This is a genomic window from Paenibacillus provencensis, from assembly GCF_042678545.1.
Classification (GTDB): domain Bacteria; phylum Bacillota; class Bacilli; order Paenibacillales; family Paenibacillaceae; genus Paenibacillus; species Paenibacillus provencensis.
This window is the reverse complement of the sequence record NZ_JBHTKX010000006.1, coordinates 123,681-139,777: the sequence shown is the minus strand read 5'-3', so window position 1 is coordinate 139,777 and position 16,097 is coordinate 123,681. Positions and strand designations below refer to the sequence as shown.

Sequence of the window (16,097 nt, the reverse complement as noted above, 5' to 3'; positions counted from 1 at the left end):
CCCAACTAGTAAGACCCCTTGAAGACGACGAGGTAGATAGGCTGGGGGTGGAAGTGCAGCAATGCATGGAGCTGACCAGTACTAATCGGTCGAGGGCTTATCCAAAAAAACACCCCACAAAGTGAAGCGAATGCTTCCGGAGTAAATTCCGAATACTTTGCGGGGACCCCGAGAATAACGGGGAAAGCAATAAATCCAAAATTGTTTCGTATCTAGTTTTCAGGGAGTAAATCCTTGAATTGAAAAGCTCACACTTATAGAATCATACACACTTATGTGATGTACCGATTCTAACGTGAAGCGTGGATTTTTCAGATGATTTTTCAAGAAGCGAAGGCTTCGAAAAATCAAAACGCTTTTGGTTTCATACACACTCATGTGATGTACCGAAACCAACGCGGATCGCATTTGTTGCACAAATGCTCGTTTGGTGGCGATAGCGGAGGGGTTCCACACGTACCCATCCCGAACACGACCGTTAAGCCCTCCAGCGCCGATGGTACTTGGACCGCAGGGTCCTGGGAGAGTAGGACGCCGCCAAGCAAACATCCTTACTCAGTTTTATACTGAGAGATGTGTTGACTACTAGTTAATATTCCCTGATAGCTCAGTTGGTAGAGCACTCGACTGTTAATCGAGTTGTCACAGGTTCGAGTCCTGTTCGGGGAGCCATATGCTCTCATAGCTCAGTAGGTAGAGTGCATCCATGGTAAGGATGAGGTCACCGGTTCGATCCCGGTTGAGAGCTTAAATATTGCAAGGCCCGTTGGTCAAGGGGTTAAGACACCTCCCTTTCACGGAGGTAACAGGGGTTCGAATCCCCTACGGGTCACTTTAATAAGGAGACTTAGCTCAGCTGGGAGAGCATCTGCCTTACAAGCAGAGGGTCGGGGGTTCGATCCCCTCAGTCTCCACCATTATTTATTTCGTAAATATTGGATATACTATATGAAGAAAATAATCATCATATAAAATGTTGGGGATTAGCCAAGCGGTAAGGCAACGGACTTTGACTCCGTCACGCATAGGTTCGAATCCTATATCCCCAGCCATTTATATGAGCCATTAGCTCAGTTGGTAGAGCACCTGACTTTTAATCAGGGTGTCGAAGGTTCGAGTCCTTCATGGCTCACCAGTTAATCATATGCGCGTGTGGCGGAATTGGCAGACGCACTAGACTTAGGATCTAGCGTCTTTGACGTGGGGGTTCGAGTCCCTTCACGCGCATTGATTTTTTGCGGACGTGGCTCAGCGGTAGAGCATCGCCTTGCCAAGGCGAGGGTCGCGGGTTCGATTCCCGTCGTCCGCTCCATATTTTGCGCCCTTAGCTCAGCTGGATAGAGCGTTTGACTACGAATCAAAAGGTCGGGAGTTCGAATCTCTCAGGGCGCGCCATTTACTATCGGGATGTAGCTCAGCTTGGTAGAGCACCTGGTTTGGGACCAGGGGGTCGCATGTTCAAATCGTGTCATCCCGATTGTATTTGCGGGTGTAGTTCAATGGTAGAACTCCAGCCTTCCAAGCTGGTAGCGTGGGTTCGATTCCCATCACCCGCTTCATTATACTTATTGTAAAGCCTGATCTTCTGGATGGGCTTTTTTTTGTATATTTACTCCTGTTGGGTCACGCGCGTGGTCTATTTTTCATAAGCACTTGATGTAAAAATTATCTATAATTAGAATCAGAATGCATTTTCTACTTCAGGCGCGTTGATGTGAAGATAAGGGTGTAGAAATACGAAGTATAACTGAATATTCTATTCGAAAAATGTCAAAAAACCTGTATTTTCTATCACAAAACTAAAGATTTTAACTGATTTTTATTGTATCATGTTATGAAGGTGTCAATTATGACGGACGATTAACTTTGTATTCAGCTGGAGATAGGAGGATATGCATGACAGAGCTTATGGCAACCGCGAACAAAAACAATTCAAATAATTTGTTGCGTCGGGATGTGAGGTTTCTAGGTAATATACTTGGTGAGGTTCTGGTACATCAAGGAGGGAACGAACTCCTGAACGTTGTTGAGAAGATTCGTGAGACGAGCAAGGCCTTGCGGGCTGAGAATACACCTGAATTGTTCCAGGAGTTTATCAGCATGATACAGGGGCTTGATTCGGATCGACGTCATCAAGTTATTCGTGCTTTTGCGATTTATTTTCAATTGGTGAACATCGCAGAGCAGAATCATCGAATCCGCCGTAAACGGGATTACGAGCGTTCTGCGGGAGAGGCTGTACAACCAGGTTCTATCGAAAAGGCTGTGCAATCTTTGAAGGATAAAGGGTTTTGCTATACCGAGGTACAGAGCATTTTGGAAACAATGTCCTTGGAGCTGGTCATGACCGCACATCCAACAGAAGCCTCTCGTCGAGTTATTCTTGATATACATAAACGTATATCTGAAGATGTTATGCTCTTGGATAATCCAACTCTTACGCATCGCGAACGTGAACAGCTTCGTGAGAAGCTGCTAAACGAGGTCATTACGCTGTGGCAAACAGACGAACTACGTGATCGCAAACCTACCGTGCTTGATGAAGTAAGGAATGGAATGTATTATTTCCACGAAACGCTGTTCCATGTATTGCCGGATGTTTATGAAGAGCTTGAACGCTGTCTAGAGAAGTATTATCCAGAACATCGCTGGCATGTACCTACTTATTTGCGTTTTGGCTCCTGGATTGGCGGAGACCGTGATGGGAACCCATCTGTAACGGCTGACGTTACCTGGGAGACCCTTAGAATGCAGCGTAAGCTCGCCCTGCGTGAATATCAGCGTATCTTGATTGAATTAATGGGTAAACTGAGCTTCAGCACGAATATCGTTACAGTATCAGAAGAGCTCATGAATTCTATCGAAGAAGATCGTCAGAAGGTTGTTCTTAAGCAAGCGGATATATGGCGGAATGAGAAAGAACCTTATCGCATTAAAATCGCCTACATGATCTCCAAGCTGAACAATGTGCTTGATGACAACAAAATCGGCCAGCCAGACCGTTACGCTTCACCGGAGGAATTGATTAACGACCTGAAGCTAATTGATCGCAGCTTGAGATATCATTATGCCGATTATGTCGCAGACACTTATGTTAAAAAGATTATTCGCCAAGTGGAGCTGTTTGGGTTCCATACAGCGACTTTAGATATTCGTCAACACAGCCAAGAGCATGAGAATGCCATGAAGGAAATCTTGGCTCATATGAACATTGTGGAAGATTATTCTGCTCTGTCTGAGGAAGAAAAGATCGATTTGCTTGCCGGTTTGTTAAGTGATCCAAGGCCATTGACCTCTTCACATTTCAGCTACAGTGATAGCACGCGGGAATGTCTTGAAGTATATCGCACGATCTATAGAGCCCAGAAGGAATACGGTAGAAACTGCATCAACAGCTATCTGATCAGTATGACCCGAGGTGCTAGTGATCTGCTAGAAGTAATGGTCTTTGCCAAAGAAGTAGGTCTCTACCGTAGAGAACCAGATGGCTCTATTGTTTGTACGATTCAATCTGTGCCGTTGTTCGAGACCATTGAGGATTTGCATGAAGCACCGGCGATAATGAAACGGTTATTCGAATTGCCGGTATATCGTAATTGTGTATCTGCGATGGAGGATATGCAGGAGATAATGCTGGGTTACTCGGATAGCAACAAAGACGGCGGAGTTGTTACAGCAAACTGGGAGCTGCTAGTAGCCATGAATGAAATTACAGCAGTGAGCCAGGAATATAATATAAAACTCAAGTTCTTCCACGGACGTGGAGGAGCGCTTGGTCGCGGCGGTATGCCGCTAAACCGCAGTATTATGGCACAGCCGCCTCATACCATTGGTGGAGGCATCAAGATTACGGAACAAGGAGAAGTTCTCTCCTCACGTTATTCCCTACATGGAATCGCTTATCGAAGTCTTGAACAGGCGACATCTGCTCTTCTGACGTCTGCTATGGTTGCAAGTGTGGAGAAACCGATTGAAGAAGAGGCTTGGAAGGAGATTATCGTATCGATCTCAGAAGCTTCTCTTAAGAAGTACCAAGATCTTGTATTCAATGATCCGGACTTCTTCAATTTCTTCAAGGAGTCTACGCCGTTACCTGAGGTTGGTGAGCTTAATATTGGATCCAGACCTTCTAAACGAAAGAACAGTAACCGTTTTGAGGACTTGCGCGCCATTCCTTGGGTGTTTGCTTGGACACAGAGCCGTTATCTCTTCCCTGCATGGTACGCGGCTGGTACAGGCCTACAGAGCTTCTACCAGGGCAAAGAGGAGAATCTGAAGGTGCTTCAGGGTATGTATAAGAACTATCCGTTCTTCAGTACATTGATTGATACCGTGCAGATGGCGGTAGGCAAAGCGGATATGAATATATCGAAGCAGTACACGTCCATGGTACAAGATGATGAAATCCGTGCCCGTGTCAAAGGCAAAATACTAGAAGAGTTTGAACTGACGAAGGATCTGCTTCTAAAAATTACAGGACAGCAGGATATTCTGGATAATGTTCCTGTGATCCAAGAATCCATTCGCTTGCGTAATCCGTACGTCGATCCGCTAAGCTACTTGCAAGTGCAACTGCTCACTGAGCTTCGTGCATTGCGTGAACAAAACGGAGATGACTCTGAATTGCTACGCGAAGTGCTGCTTACGATTAACGGCATTGCTTCAGGAATGCGGAACACGGGTTGATGAAACCCATTAATATTGAACTGGGTTCAATCTTCGGGAACTCTCTTATCTTAAGTAGGAGAGTTCCCGTTTTTTTTGACAATTGATAGTAGAAATGATTGATTTTTAACTGCACATGATTTACGATTTGAATGATGTATTTTTAGGGATATAAACGGTACGAAAGACCCATCAGCAAGTCTGGGGGAATAAATGGTGGATAATTTGGAGAATAGGTTGGTCAATCTAATACTTAAGGGTGATCAACGGGCTTTCGCTGAACTAGTGGAATTGTATAAGGATAAATTGTTTCATTTGGCTTATCGGATGCTGAACAATAGACATGAAGCTGAAGATATTGTGCAGGAAACATTTTTGAGAGTATACCGGAATATGGAGAAATACGATCCAGAGCAGAAATTCTCGACATGGATATATCGAATTGCAACCAATTTATGTATCGATAGACTCCGTAGAAAGAAACCCTCCTACTCACTCGATGCCGAGCTCGGAGATCAGGAGGGGACAGATGGATATGCCATGATTCCAAGCGATAACCGGACCCCTGAGAGTGAAGCGCTGTTGTCTGAGACGCAGCGGATTATTCGTGATGCAATTGAAACACTGCCTGCAAAGTACAAGTCGATCATGGTGCTCCGTTATTTACAGGATCTATCTCTTCAGGAGATCAGTGATGTATTGGGGATGCCTGTCACAACCATTAAGACAAGAGTACATAGAGGTCGTGAATTTTTGCGCAAGAAATTAGAATTCAAATTGTAGCGAATCAATTTCTTATTTTATCAAAGAGGTTATGAAATTGATTCGGCTCCTTTTTTAAAAATGATGCATAAATTATTGAAACGTTCTTAAATATGCTTCGTATTTAATTGAAGCAAGTCTTATGTCTGTATAATTATATGGCGAATAAGACTTCAAAGATCTAGAGGAAAGGATATGCTCATATGGACTGCAAGGAAACCACCTCTTTAATGCATGAATATTTAGATGATGAACTATCGTTGTCCCAAAAGAGCGGGCTCGAGAGTCACCTGTCGACATGTCCCGACTGCCGCATGCGGTTTAAAGAGTTAGAACAGACGGATATGTTATTATTCGCAATGAGACATTATTCACCGTCTGCTTCAGATGAGCTGACTGATCGGATCATGAGTGCTGTACCACAACCAAAGAAACAGCAGCCATGGCTGAAGTGGGTCAAAAGACACCCGGCCTTAACTGCTGCAGCCATTTTTGTAATCGTGATGTTTTCCAGTACAATCAGCTTTTGGGACCAGAGTAACCAGTTGATTGTCAGCGGAGATGATCTAGACCAGATTGTAATCGAAGGGAACAATGTCATTGTACCCGAGGGCAAGTCGATTACAGGGAATTTGACGGTCGAGAATGGGACTGCGAAAGTATACGGTAATGTGGAGGGTAACCTAACGATTATTGATGGTCATTATATGACGGCCTCTACAGCTCATATTTCAGGACAAATCAAGAGTATAGATCAAGCGCTGGACTGGATTTGGTATAAGTTAACAGATGTGATGAATGTCGTAGCTTACCGCTAATAAATGTTTACAATAGTAGAACGTTTCCTTTATAAAACCAGAGAGCCTCTGTTATGAGGGCTCTTTTTTTAATATTTTCAGGGTATAATGATAATAATTGGGAAAGGAATAACGAGCTTGCTTGCAACTTGCACTTTATCGTTATAACCTAGATATGATGAAGAACATACTACAACTAATTCTATAGAATGAGCGAATGATGGAATACCTATCATGCCTGAGCCCTTATAAACCATAAAGGACTATAACGAGCTTAGTTCAATCTATATTACAGATATACGAATGTGGACATTACTCAACTAGGGAATATCGGGGGCAATCGCATGAACTATTTTGCGGATTTGACATGGCAAGAGGCCATTAAGGATATTATAGATATTTTAATTGTAGGGTATATCATATACCACATTATCCTGCTTGTTCGTGGGACCCGTGCTGTACAGCTGTTGAAGGGCATACTACTGCTAGTAGTCGTGTGGGTAGTCAGCACCTGGTTCAATCTCTACACGCTGAAGTGGCTCATGAACCAGTTATTTACTTTCGGGGTGCTGGCACTCTTTATTATCTTCCAACCGGAGCTTCGTCGTGCGCTTGAGCAATTGGGCCGTGGCAAATGGTTTAACCGGATCACAGCGGATGACGAGGAGTTCAGTCGTTTTACGAATGAAATTATTAAGGCTGTGAATTATTGCTCTCGGCGCAAGATTGGAGCTCTCATTGTGTTTGAACGCGAAACGGGGTTGAATGAATATACTGAATCAGGAATCAAAATGAATTCTGTTCTGAGCTCCGAGCTGCTGATCAACATCTTTATACCAAATACACCGCTTCATGATGGAGCAGTTATTTTACAAGGGAAACAGATTGCAGCCGCTGCTTGCTATTTGCCTTTGTCAGAGAACCCTTTTATCAGCAAGGAACTCGGAACGCGGCACCGTGCAGCGATAGGGGTAAGCGAAGTGGCAGATGCAGTAGCGATTGTCGTGTCTGAGGAGACAGGGCAGGTATCCTTAGCGATTAATGGACAAGTGGTGAGGGATATTAAAGAGGAATCTTTGATCTCTAAACTGCATGAAGAGCTTCGTCCTTCTTCAACGCTTAAAGAAAAGAGGCACTCGATCTGGAAACGGAAGGGGGGCCAAGGTAATGGATAAATGGTTCAATAATAACAATTTTACCAAAATATTGGCGCTGGCTATCAGTTTGCTGCTGTGGGCGATGGTTCATTCGAACGATGTTACTCCCACACCAACGACAACCGCATCTGTAGAGCCTCGTGTGATTGATAATATTACAATTGAACCCTATGGCATCGATTCATCCAAGTATGTACTTACGTCTGTAGATGCAACAGAAGTCGAGATGCAGGTCAGGGGACAACGGTCGGTACTGACTTCTGTTTTTACAGATGAATATAAAGTCCGGCTGGATCTTAGCAATGTAGGGCCAGGGACGAGCACATTACCGCTAAGCCATGTTGTGCCAAATGGAGTTGAGTTCGTTAAGATGGAGCCTTCTACGGTGACGGTGACTGTGGAAGAGCTGGGAACGAATACATTCGATGTGAGCATCGTACCTACTGGTCAGCCTGCTGCAGGATACTTGGCTGAAGACCCGGTAGTTACACCTGCGGAGCCTGTTAAGGTGACGCTTCCCGAGAGCCAGCTTGCGGCCGTAGGCAAAGTCGAAGGGACTATTGATATTGAAGGTGCAACAGATACGGTAAGTGAGAAGAGAGTGCGGCTCAAAGCCTTCGATCTGGATGGTAATGAGATTGAAGGAGCTGTCATAGAGCCTGAATCGGTTGCCGTCGAAGTGCCGATTACGGAGCAGTTTACCAATGTCCCATTTAAGGTGCATTACACCGGACAGCTTCCGGACGGTCTGACCTTATCTCAAGTGGAGCCGAATGTAAATGAAGTCACTTTATATGGAAGTCAGGAGTTGCTGGCAGGAGTCGAGAACTATAATGGAGTGACTTTGGACCTTAGCCAGATCTCGGAGGCGGGAACACATACAGTTAACGTGGACTTGACGCCGCCCTCCGGTTTTGAGAAAATCGAGCCGAGCTCCGTGCAATTAGAGGTGACGGTTGCATTATCCGACGAGGTGCAGGATACGGAAAAGGTGATACGTGATGTCCCTATCGTAATTGAAGAGCCAGGAGGCAGTCTGGAAGCGGCTGTTACAAGGCCAGGAGACGGCTTAAAGGATATCACCATTTCCGGACCCAGCAATATGCTGGATAACATAGACGCGACGGATCTGGAGCTAATTGCAGATGCAAGTGATTTGGCGGAAGGGACACATGAAGTGACCTTGCAAGTCAATGCACCGGATTACGTAACGGTCAAGAATTCATCGGCTGACCTCACCATCGAGGTTCAGGTGAAGGACACCTCTACCGAAGCGACCACTCCACCAACAGAACCCGATGCAGGATCGGGAGAGGAAGAGGAGAACAGTGGTACAACGAACGGGGAGGACAATGAAGACGAGTCAGATCCGAGCCAGGAAGGGAACGGTGACCCGGGTGATTCCGGTGCAGAGACCGATGCAACCAATCCAGCATCTTAACAAGAGCTTACTACCATTTTTACAGTAACAATGTATCAGCCATTATTATTTAACATTATGCATTGCACGAATTTGAATTGGATTTATATTTTTCTAAAGCAAGCTTGCTAATTGACTATTCACATATGACAAAAAGGAGTTTAGGAGCATGGGGAAATATTTTGGTACTGATGGAGTCAGAGGGGTTGCTAATAAAGAATTAACGGCAGAGATGGCCTATAGTATTGGCCGTTGTGGAGGTTATGTACTCGCAGGAGGCGTAGACCGTCCGAAAGTGGTCATCGGGATGGATACACGTATTTCAGGGCTCATGCTGGAATCAGCACTCGTTGCAGGTCTCTTGTCGATTGGTGCGGATGTCATTCGCCTTGGCGTGGTTTCGACTCCAGGCGTAGCGTATCTGACACGCACACTTAAAGCAGACGCAGGAGTCATGATCTCTGCATCTCATAATCCGGTGGAGGACAATGGGATCAAATTTTTTGGCGGAGACGGCTTCAAGCTGTCGGATGAAACAGAGAATAAGATTGAGGAATTAATGGATGCGTATGAAGATACACTTCCTCGTCCAATTGGCAGCGGTCTGGGTACGGTTACTGTCAACGAAGAAGCGAAGTTTGCCTATCTTGATTACTTAAAAACAACGGTTTCTTCCCGTTTTGACGGTCTGAAAATTGTACTGGATTGTGCTAACGGTGCTGCTTATGAGCTGGCTCCCAAATTATTTGCTGATCTTGGAGCAGAAGTGATCACGATCGGTGCTGAGCCTAACGGACTCAATATTAACGAGCAATGTGGTTCGACACACCCTGAGAAGCTCAAGGAAGAAGTCATTCGACATGGGGCGCATGCAGGACTTGCGTTTGACGGTGATGCAGACCGGCTAATCGCTGTTGATGAGACAGGAGCCGAAGTGGATGGAGACTTTATTCTGTGCATTTGCGGCGATGCGATGAACCGTGCGGGCAAGCTGAATGATGGAACCATTGTGTCTACCGTAATGAGTAATATTGGCTTCTACAAAGCGACTGAAAAATTAGGACTGAAGACAGCAAAGACGGCAGTCGGTGACCGTTATGTGATGGAAGAAATGCGCCGTGGGGGTTACAATCTGGGCGGTGAGCAATCCGGTCATGTTATTTTCCTGGACTACAACACGACGGGAGACGGGATGCTGACAGCCATTCAGTTAATTAATACGCTTAAAGAATCGGGCAAGAAGCTGAGTGAGCTTAGAGAGCTGATGAAGCAATATCCGCAAGTGCTGGTTAATGTTCGTGTCGAAGACAAGAGCAAGTATGACGGCAATTCGGTTATTGAGGAAGCAATCGCCATGATCGAGAACAAGCTGGGTGACAATGGACGTGTACTGGTAAGACCATCGGGTACAGAATCTCTAATTCGTGTTATGGCAGAAGGACCGGATCGTATTGAGCTTGAGCAGTTCGTTGATCATATCGCGGGTATAGTTAAGAAGGAACTGGCGGGGTAAGCTGGTTGTCCTGCTCTTAAAATAAGCCCGTGTGACTACAGTCTAGTTTCACGGGTTTGTTTTTTGGGTATTTATGATGAAATTTGCTTGGAGGTATATTGCTCCATTGCAAAACTGACATCAGATGCATATAATGAGTTGTGTGATTCAGACATAGAAAGTGAGGATCGAGGTTACAACAGTATGACAAGCGCCAGAACTTGTTCCAGTGTACGGAACCATTGTTATGTAAAACAATGGACAATGGTCAAGTTGACGAGGTGGGGGTGTTCGGATTGTTCGGCGGGGACCTCCCGGTAATCCACCATACCGTAAATCGAGAACGGAAAAGAAACAGGCGACTGTTTTTACAACGAATCGATGGGTGATACAAAATTAGAATGTGCACGAGGAGAGCATACTTCAGCTATACATGAGTGATGATATGCGTCATCGTGACATGGATCATAGGATAAGACGGAAGTCATTTCATACGTATAAAGACCATCTAATGATCAGGACAGTTCCAGAACATTATACTGGTTCGTGCTATGTAGCTTGCCGTAAAGGGTTAGTCACCCGCATATCAGACTATTGTTTACTCATGTCTATTTACATGCTGATGGTGCATTTCTCCCGGTCATGTTCAATCATTCGAATCGGAGGAATTTTACCTATGTGTGGAATCGTTGGATATATTGGAACTAAGAATACGCAAAATGTGTTGATCGAAGGACTGAAGAAGCTGGAATACCGTGGATATGACTCTGCAGGTATTGCCGTATTCACTCCAGAAGGTCTGCAAATTACAAAATCTATCGGTCGTCTTGCTAACCTTGAAGCTAAGCTTGAAACAGCTCCACTGCAAGGAAGCGCAGGAATTGGACATACACGTTGGGCAACTCACGGTAAACCATCGGATGAGAACTCTCACCCGCATACAGATAACAGCCTCAAATTCTCCGTTGTGCATAACGGGATTGTTGAGAACTATCTGGAGCTGAAGGATGAGCTGATCAGCCAAGGCTGTGTATTTACATCGGAGACAGATACGGAGGTTATCTCTCACCTGGTTGCTCGTGAGTACGACGGTGATATCGTGAAGGCTGTTCAAAAAGCAATCACATACATGCGCGGTGCATTTGCTCTCGGCGTTCTGACGGAATATGAGCCAGATAAACTGGTTGCGGTTCGTCAAGCAAGCCCGCTGATCATCGGTATTGGTGAAGGCGAGAACTTTATCGGTTCTGATATCCCAGCTATTCTTGAATACACTCGCAACGTGTACATCTTGAATGACGGCGAAATGGCAGTCCTGACGCAGGATTCTGTCGAACTGATGACAATCGAGGGGAATTTTATTTCTCGGGAAATGATTCGTGTCGACTGGGATGCTGTTACAGCTGAAAAAGGCGGATTCGATCATTTCATGCTGAAAGAAATCTACGAACAGCCTAAAGCTTATCGTGAAACGATGCTGGGCCGGATTTCTGCAGATCACAAAAAAGTATTGCTTCCTGATCTGAACATGACGGAAGAGCAAATTAAAAATATTAAGAACATCCAAATTATCGCATGTGGTACAGCGTACCATGCGGGTCTTGTTGGCCGCAGCATGATTGAGCATCTGGCTCGCATTCCAGTAGAGACTGACGTTGCTTCCGAGTATCGTTACCGTTCTCCAATCGTGAACTCCGATACGCTCGTTATCGTCGTCAGCCAATCGGGTGAAACAGCAGATACCCTTGCAGCACTCCGTGAAGCGCAAGCAAACGGTGCTCATGTACTGGCGATCACTAACGTGGTGGGCAGCTCCATTGCTCGTGATGCGAACGATGTGCTTGCTACACTAGCTGGTCCAGAGATTGCGGTTGCTTCTACGAAGGCATACACTTCTCAGCTGATCGCATTTGCACTCTTCAGCTTGTATCTTGCTCAAGTACGTGGAACACAAACCGAAGAGACGGTAGCAGGCATCATTGCTGCGATGCAATCTCTGCCTGAGCAAGTGGAGAAAATGCTGGATCAAGCAGAGACGATCAAGGATTATGCTGAGCAAATCTCCAGCCACAAGAACCTGTTCTTCATCGGCCGTGGCGTAGACTACGCAGTTGCTCAAGAGGGCTCTCTTAAGCTGAAAGAGATCTCTTACATCCACTCTGAGGCATATGCAGCAGGTGAATTGAAGCACGGTACGCTGGCTCTGATCGAGGACGGTATTCCGGTGATTGCCTTGGCAACACAAGAGGACGTTCTTGAGAAGACCGTAAGTAACATCAAGGAAGTTAAAGCACGTGGTGCAGACGTTATGGTCATTACGCACGAAGAGCATGTAGCTAACCTGCTTAAATCCGTAGATCAAGCCTATGCGATTCCGAAAACATTGCCAATCCTGACACCAGCACTTTCCGTCGTGCCGCTTCAGCTTCTGGCATACTACGCTTCTCTTGCCCTCGGTCTTGACGTGGATAAACCACGTAACCTGGCGAAGAGCGTAACCGTGGAATAATTTGTTTTATCTGTTCAGTGAAAATAAAGTATTAGACTGAGTTAATTGTAGTAACGTAAATAGAGGATGGTTAGTTCATTATATGAGCTAATCTCCTCTATTTTTTGTTTAAAAGAAATATTAACTATGGCTTTAAAGCTCAGTATAAATTATTTAATATATTGAGGATAAAAGCCTTTCGTTGGGAGTGTTGTTGTGAGAGAAGAAGTAATTCTTAATGGTAATAAAAAGAGATATTTGCTGTTGGATGAGGTAGGTGTTCCAGTTGTACCTGTGATGAAGTTAAAATACCTCGATCAGACAGTTGAGCCCGCAGGAGTTAGCAGAGGCCATAGTACGGGGGTAATGGGATGCCGAAAACCGATGCGTTTGAGGTGTTGATAGGAGATCAAATTATAAATGAAAACAAATAATTATCACATAATATTAATCTTACTTCTTTTAGTAAGTCTGCTCGTATCCTGTAACCAAGATACAAAAGAAACAAAATTAGAAACATTAATTAGTGTTATGCATAATTTAAGCCTCAATATTGCAGAAGATGAACCTCTGATAGAAACTACTCACTTTGCTTATAACTCTGATAATAAAACTTTTTTACTAGGTTTGACTTTTAACGGACAGGGAGTCCCAAGTATTGATCAACAGAAAAAGATTTTTGAAACATATTTAACTAAAGCGACTGTGTCAGCCACAGATATTGACAATTGGAGAATTGCACTTAAAGATTATAGCGTTTCTTTCGAGCACTTGCTTCATGATAATAAATCTAATGTTCTTGCAACAAAAGAGATTAATTCTGAGTCCATTGAATATAATTCCAGTGAATAACAATCTAAGCTGGCTAGGAGTACTAATTAAAGAAATTGAATAATAAGTGATACGTTCATTTATTCAATAAACGTAAGAATCATTAGACTAACGGGAAACGTTAGTTGAAAATAGAATGGAGAAGTTTGCCGGTTGCGGCAACTGCTCTTTTTTGTTGAGCTAACGGTCAGGTTAGTTTAAGAAGGGAAAAGGTATTTAGGAAAATATATAAATCTCCTGTGATCTAAGGAAACTGAACCATAATGTGAGACAAATGTGATTTCATTAAAATCGATCCCTAATCGTAATAGTGATCAGCAAATTAACTATAATATATCGGGTTTTAACCAAAAGAATAATATAGTAAGATTTACAAATCAAAAACTAAATTGTTTTGCATTTTATTGCACTTCGAGAGGAGGTGGTAAGTAAACTTCGATTTGATGCTGAACAAGTCGTTATTATTGAATGCGTTTTCATTTATTGATAATTTTTGAGGAGGGTGAAGATATTGAGAGTGAAATTAAAAAAATCAGTCTATATTTTATTAGCCTTTTTAACGGCTCTGCCTCTGGTGTTAACCCCGACACACGTATCTGCAGCTAGTGATGTCAACATTAATTTGTCCTCCGAAAAACAGCTTATCAAGGGTTTCGGGGGAATTAACCATCCAGCCTGGATCGGCGACTTGACGCCAACTCAGCGTGAAACCGCATTGGGCAATGGACAGAATCAGCTTGGTTTTTCCATTCTGAGAATCTATGTCGACGAAAATAGAAATAACTGGTACAGAGAAGTTCCTACAGCAAAAAGAGCGATTGAGCAAGGTGCCCTCGTATTCGCTTCACCGTGGAATCCTCCAAGTGACATGGTCGAAACCTTTAATCGCAACGGAGATCTGAACGCCAAACGACTGAAATATGACAAATATGCCGCGTACGCGCAGCATCTAAACGACTTCGTAACTTATATGAAAAACAATGGCGTAGACCTGTATGCCATCTCGGTACAAAATGAGCCGGATTATGCCCATGACTGGACCTGGTGGACACCACAGGAAATCCTTCGCTTCATGAAAGAGAATGCTGGGTCCATTCAAAATACCAAGGTCATGGCACCTGAATCGTTCCAGTATTTGAAAAACATATCTGACCCAATTCTAAATGATCCTCAGGCACTCGCCAACATGGATATTCTGGGAACACATACGTATGGAACCCAGTTCAAAGATTTTGCATACCCACTCTTTAAGCAAAAAGGAGCCGGCAAGGAACTGTGGATGACCGAAGTTTATTACCCGAACAGTGACAACAATTCGGCTGACCGCTGGCCAGAGGCTTTGGAAGTATCCTACCATATGCACAACGCCATGGTTGAAGGAGATTTCCAGGCTTATGTATGGTGGTACATTCGGAGACAGTATGGCCCGATGAATGAGGACGGCACCATTAGTAAACGTGGATATAATATGGCTCATTTCTCCAAATTTGTGCGGCCAGGCTATCGCAGAGTAGATGCAACCAAAAATCCAGATACGAATACTTTTGTTTCGGCCTACAAAGGCGATAACAAAGTGGTCATTGTGGCGATTAATCGTGGCACATCAGCTACAAGCCAAAAATTCGTTCTGCAGAATGGTAACGTCTCCACCGTCTCCTCATGGGTTACAGATAGCAGTCGAAACCTGGAAAGCGGAACACCGACCACAGTGTCAGCTGGAGCCTTTACGGCACAGCTTCCAGCCCAAAGCGTAACTACTTTCGTAGCGAATATTACTAATAGCGGTGGGGTTAATCCAGGAAGTGGAACCACGTACGAGGCAGAAACCGCTACCACACTTACCGATGCTATAATTGAAACAATCTATTCAGGGTACACAGGATCCGGATACGTTAACTTCAACGCTTTGACAAATTCGGCCGTCCAATGGAATGCAATCAATAACGCTATAACTGGTAGCAAAAACGTAAAGTTTCGTTATGCGTTGGAAAGTGGAACACGTAACCTCGACATAATCGTCAACGGAACCAAAGTCATCAGTAACGAACCTTTTCCGGCAACCGGAAGCTGGTCGACTTGGAGTGAAAAAAACATTCAGGTTCCTATGAATGCGGGAACCAATACAATAAAAGTGGTGACAACCGGCACAGAAGGACCGAATGTGGATAACATTACGGTTACAGCTGTTGAATAATCGCGCCGTTCTGCCTATGTCAGACAATATATTGCCATGCCCCGATTCTACATTTGATAAGCAAACAGTATCCTGAGATGGGGGTTACTAGACGATCGATCTGATTGTCTTATTTTTTAAGCTAACGGGCAGGTTAGTTGTGGAATTAAGAATATCCGTAATGCAGTTCCGTAAAAAGGCGAATGATATTAGCTTTCAGTGAATGATCGAGTAAAGTGCGAAGATGATAATAGAAAGCACTGTTAAGTGCATTTTCTTTTAGTATGTAAGTTATTCATATAACCCTCAGAA

The 16,097-nt window shown here is 44.2% G+C and carries 9 protein-coding genes, 11 tRNA genes and 2 rRNA genes; all 22 read left to right on the top strand.

Going from position 1 to position 16,097, the window contains the following annotated elements; all coding sequences use genetic code 11:
* A 23S ribosomal RNA gene (locus tag ACFQ3J_RS23650) occupies positions 1 to 105 on the top strand; the annotation flags it as partial.
* A gap of 321 nt (positions 106 to 426) precedes the next feature.
* Positions 427 to 543: ribosomal RNA gene (rrf, locus tag ACFQ3J_RS23645) — 5S ribosomal RNA — on the top strand.
* 53 nt (positions 544 to 596) lie between these two features.
* Positions 597 to 672, top strand: a tRNA-Asn gene (locus ACFQ3J_RS23640).
* A gap of 3 nt (positions 673 to 675) precedes the next feature.
* Positions 676 to 748, top strand: a tRNA-Thr gene (locus ACFQ3J_RS23635).
* 12 nt (positions 749 to 760) lie between these two features.
* A tRNA-Glu gene (locus tag ACFQ3J_RS23630) sits at positions 761 to 832 on the top strand.
* Positions 833 to 841: 9 nt separating this feature from the next.
* A tRNA-Val gene (locus tag ACFQ3J_RS23625) sits at positions 842 to 917 on the top strand.
* Between the two features lie 60 nt (positions 918 to 977).
* Positions 978 to 1,052: transfer RNA gene (locus ACFQ3J_RS23620), tRNA-Gln, on the top strand.
* A gap of 7 nt (positions 1,053 to 1,059) precedes the next feature.
* Positions 1,060 to 1,135 (top strand) — tRNA-Lys (locus ACFQ3J_RS23615).
* A gap of 11 nt (positions 1,136 to 1,146) precedes the next feature.
* Positions 1,147 to 1,227: transfer RNA gene (locus ACFQ3J_RS23610), tRNA-Leu, on the top strand.
* Positions 1,228 to 1,237: 10 nt separating this feature from the next.
* Positions 1,238 to 1,312, top strand: a tRNA-Gly gene (locus ACFQ3J_RS23605).
* Positions 1,313 to 1,318: 6 nt separating this feature from the next.
* A tRNA-Arg gene (locus tag ACFQ3J_RS23600) sits at positions 1,319 to 1,395 on the top strand.
* Between the two features lie 8 nt (positions 1,396 to 1,403).
* Positions 1,404 to 1,477 (top strand) — tRNA-Pro (locus ACFQ3J_RS23595).
* Positions 1,478 to 1,485: 8 nt separating this feature from the next.
* Positions 1,486 to 1,556, top strand: a tRNA-Gly gene (locus tag ACFQ3J_RS23590).
* Between the two features lie 340 nt (positions 1,557 to 1,896).
* The gene (gene ppc / locus ACFQ3J_RS23585) at positions 1,897 to 4,686 is read left to right on the top strand and encodes a phosphoenolpyruvate carboxylase (protein WP_091161431.1); all 2,790 of its coding nucleotides are present in this window, start codon (positions 1,897 to 1,899) and stop codon (positions 4,684 to 4,686) included.
* Between the two features lie 195 nt (positions 4,687 to 4,881).
* Positions 4,882 to 5,448 (top strand): RNA polymerase sigma factor SigW, encoded by a 567-nt coding sequence (sigW, locus tag ACFQ3J_RS23580; RefSeq protein ID WP_170862593.1) that lies wholly within the window; start codon positions 4,882 to 4,884, stop codon positions 5,446 to 5,448.
* Between the two features lie 182 nt (positions 5,449 to 5,630).
* Entirely contained in the window at positions 5,631 to 6,245 is a 615-nt protein-coding gene (locus tag ACFQ3J_RS23575) for a zf-HC2 domain-containing protein (RefSeq protein ID WP_251585029.1), read from the top strand.
* Between the two features lie 323 nt (positions 6,246 to 6,568).
* Positions 6,569 to 7,399 (top strand): diadenylate cyclase CdaA, encoded by an 831-nt coding sequence (cdaA, locus tag ACFQ3J_RS23570; RefSeq protein WP_047913657.1) that lies wholly within the window; start codon positions 6,569 to 6,571, stop codon positions 7,397 to 7,399.
* Complete coding sequence (locus ACFQ3J_RS23565) at positions 7,392 to 8,822, top strand: CdaR family protein (RefSeq protein WP_251585027.1); 1,431 nt, start codon at positions 7,392 to 7,394, stop codon at positions 8,820 to 8,822. Before cdaA ends, ACFQ3J_RS23565 begins: the two co-directional genes overlap by 8 nt.
* A gap of 148 nt (positions 8,823 to 8,970) precedes the next feature.
* Positions 8,971 to 10,314: a phosphoglucosamine mutase gene (gene glmM, locus ACFQ3J_RS23560; protein WP_091161426.1), complete on the top strand. Its 1,344-nt coding sequence runs from the start codon at positions 8,971 to 8,973 to the stop codon at positions 10,312 to 10,314.
* A 655-nt stretch (positions 10,315 to 10,969) separates the two neighbouring features.
* A complete protein-coding gene (gene glmS, locus ACFQ3J_RS23555) occupies positions 10,970 to 12,802 on the top strand; it encodes a glutamine--fructose-6-phosphate transaminase (isomerizing) (protein WP_076315789.1) in 1,833 nt (610 codons plus the stop codon).
* Positions 12,803 to 13,201: 399 nt separating this feature from the next.
* Complete coding sequence (locus tag ACFQ3J_RS23550; RefSeq protein WP_251585025.1) at positions 13,202 to 13,633, top strand: hypothetical protein; 432 nt, start codon at positions 13,202 to 13,204, stop codon at positions 13,631 to 13,633.
* 520 nt (positions 13,634 to 14,153) lie between these two features.
* The gene (locus ACFQ3J_RS23545; protein ID WP_379294147.1) at positions 14,154 to 15,806 is read left to right on the top strand and encodes a carbohydrate-binding protein; all 1,653 of its coding nucleotides are present in this window, start codon (positions 14,154 to 14,156) and stop codon (positions 15,804 to 15,806) included.
* The last annotated feature ends 291 nt before the right edge of the window (positions 15,807 to 16,097 follow it).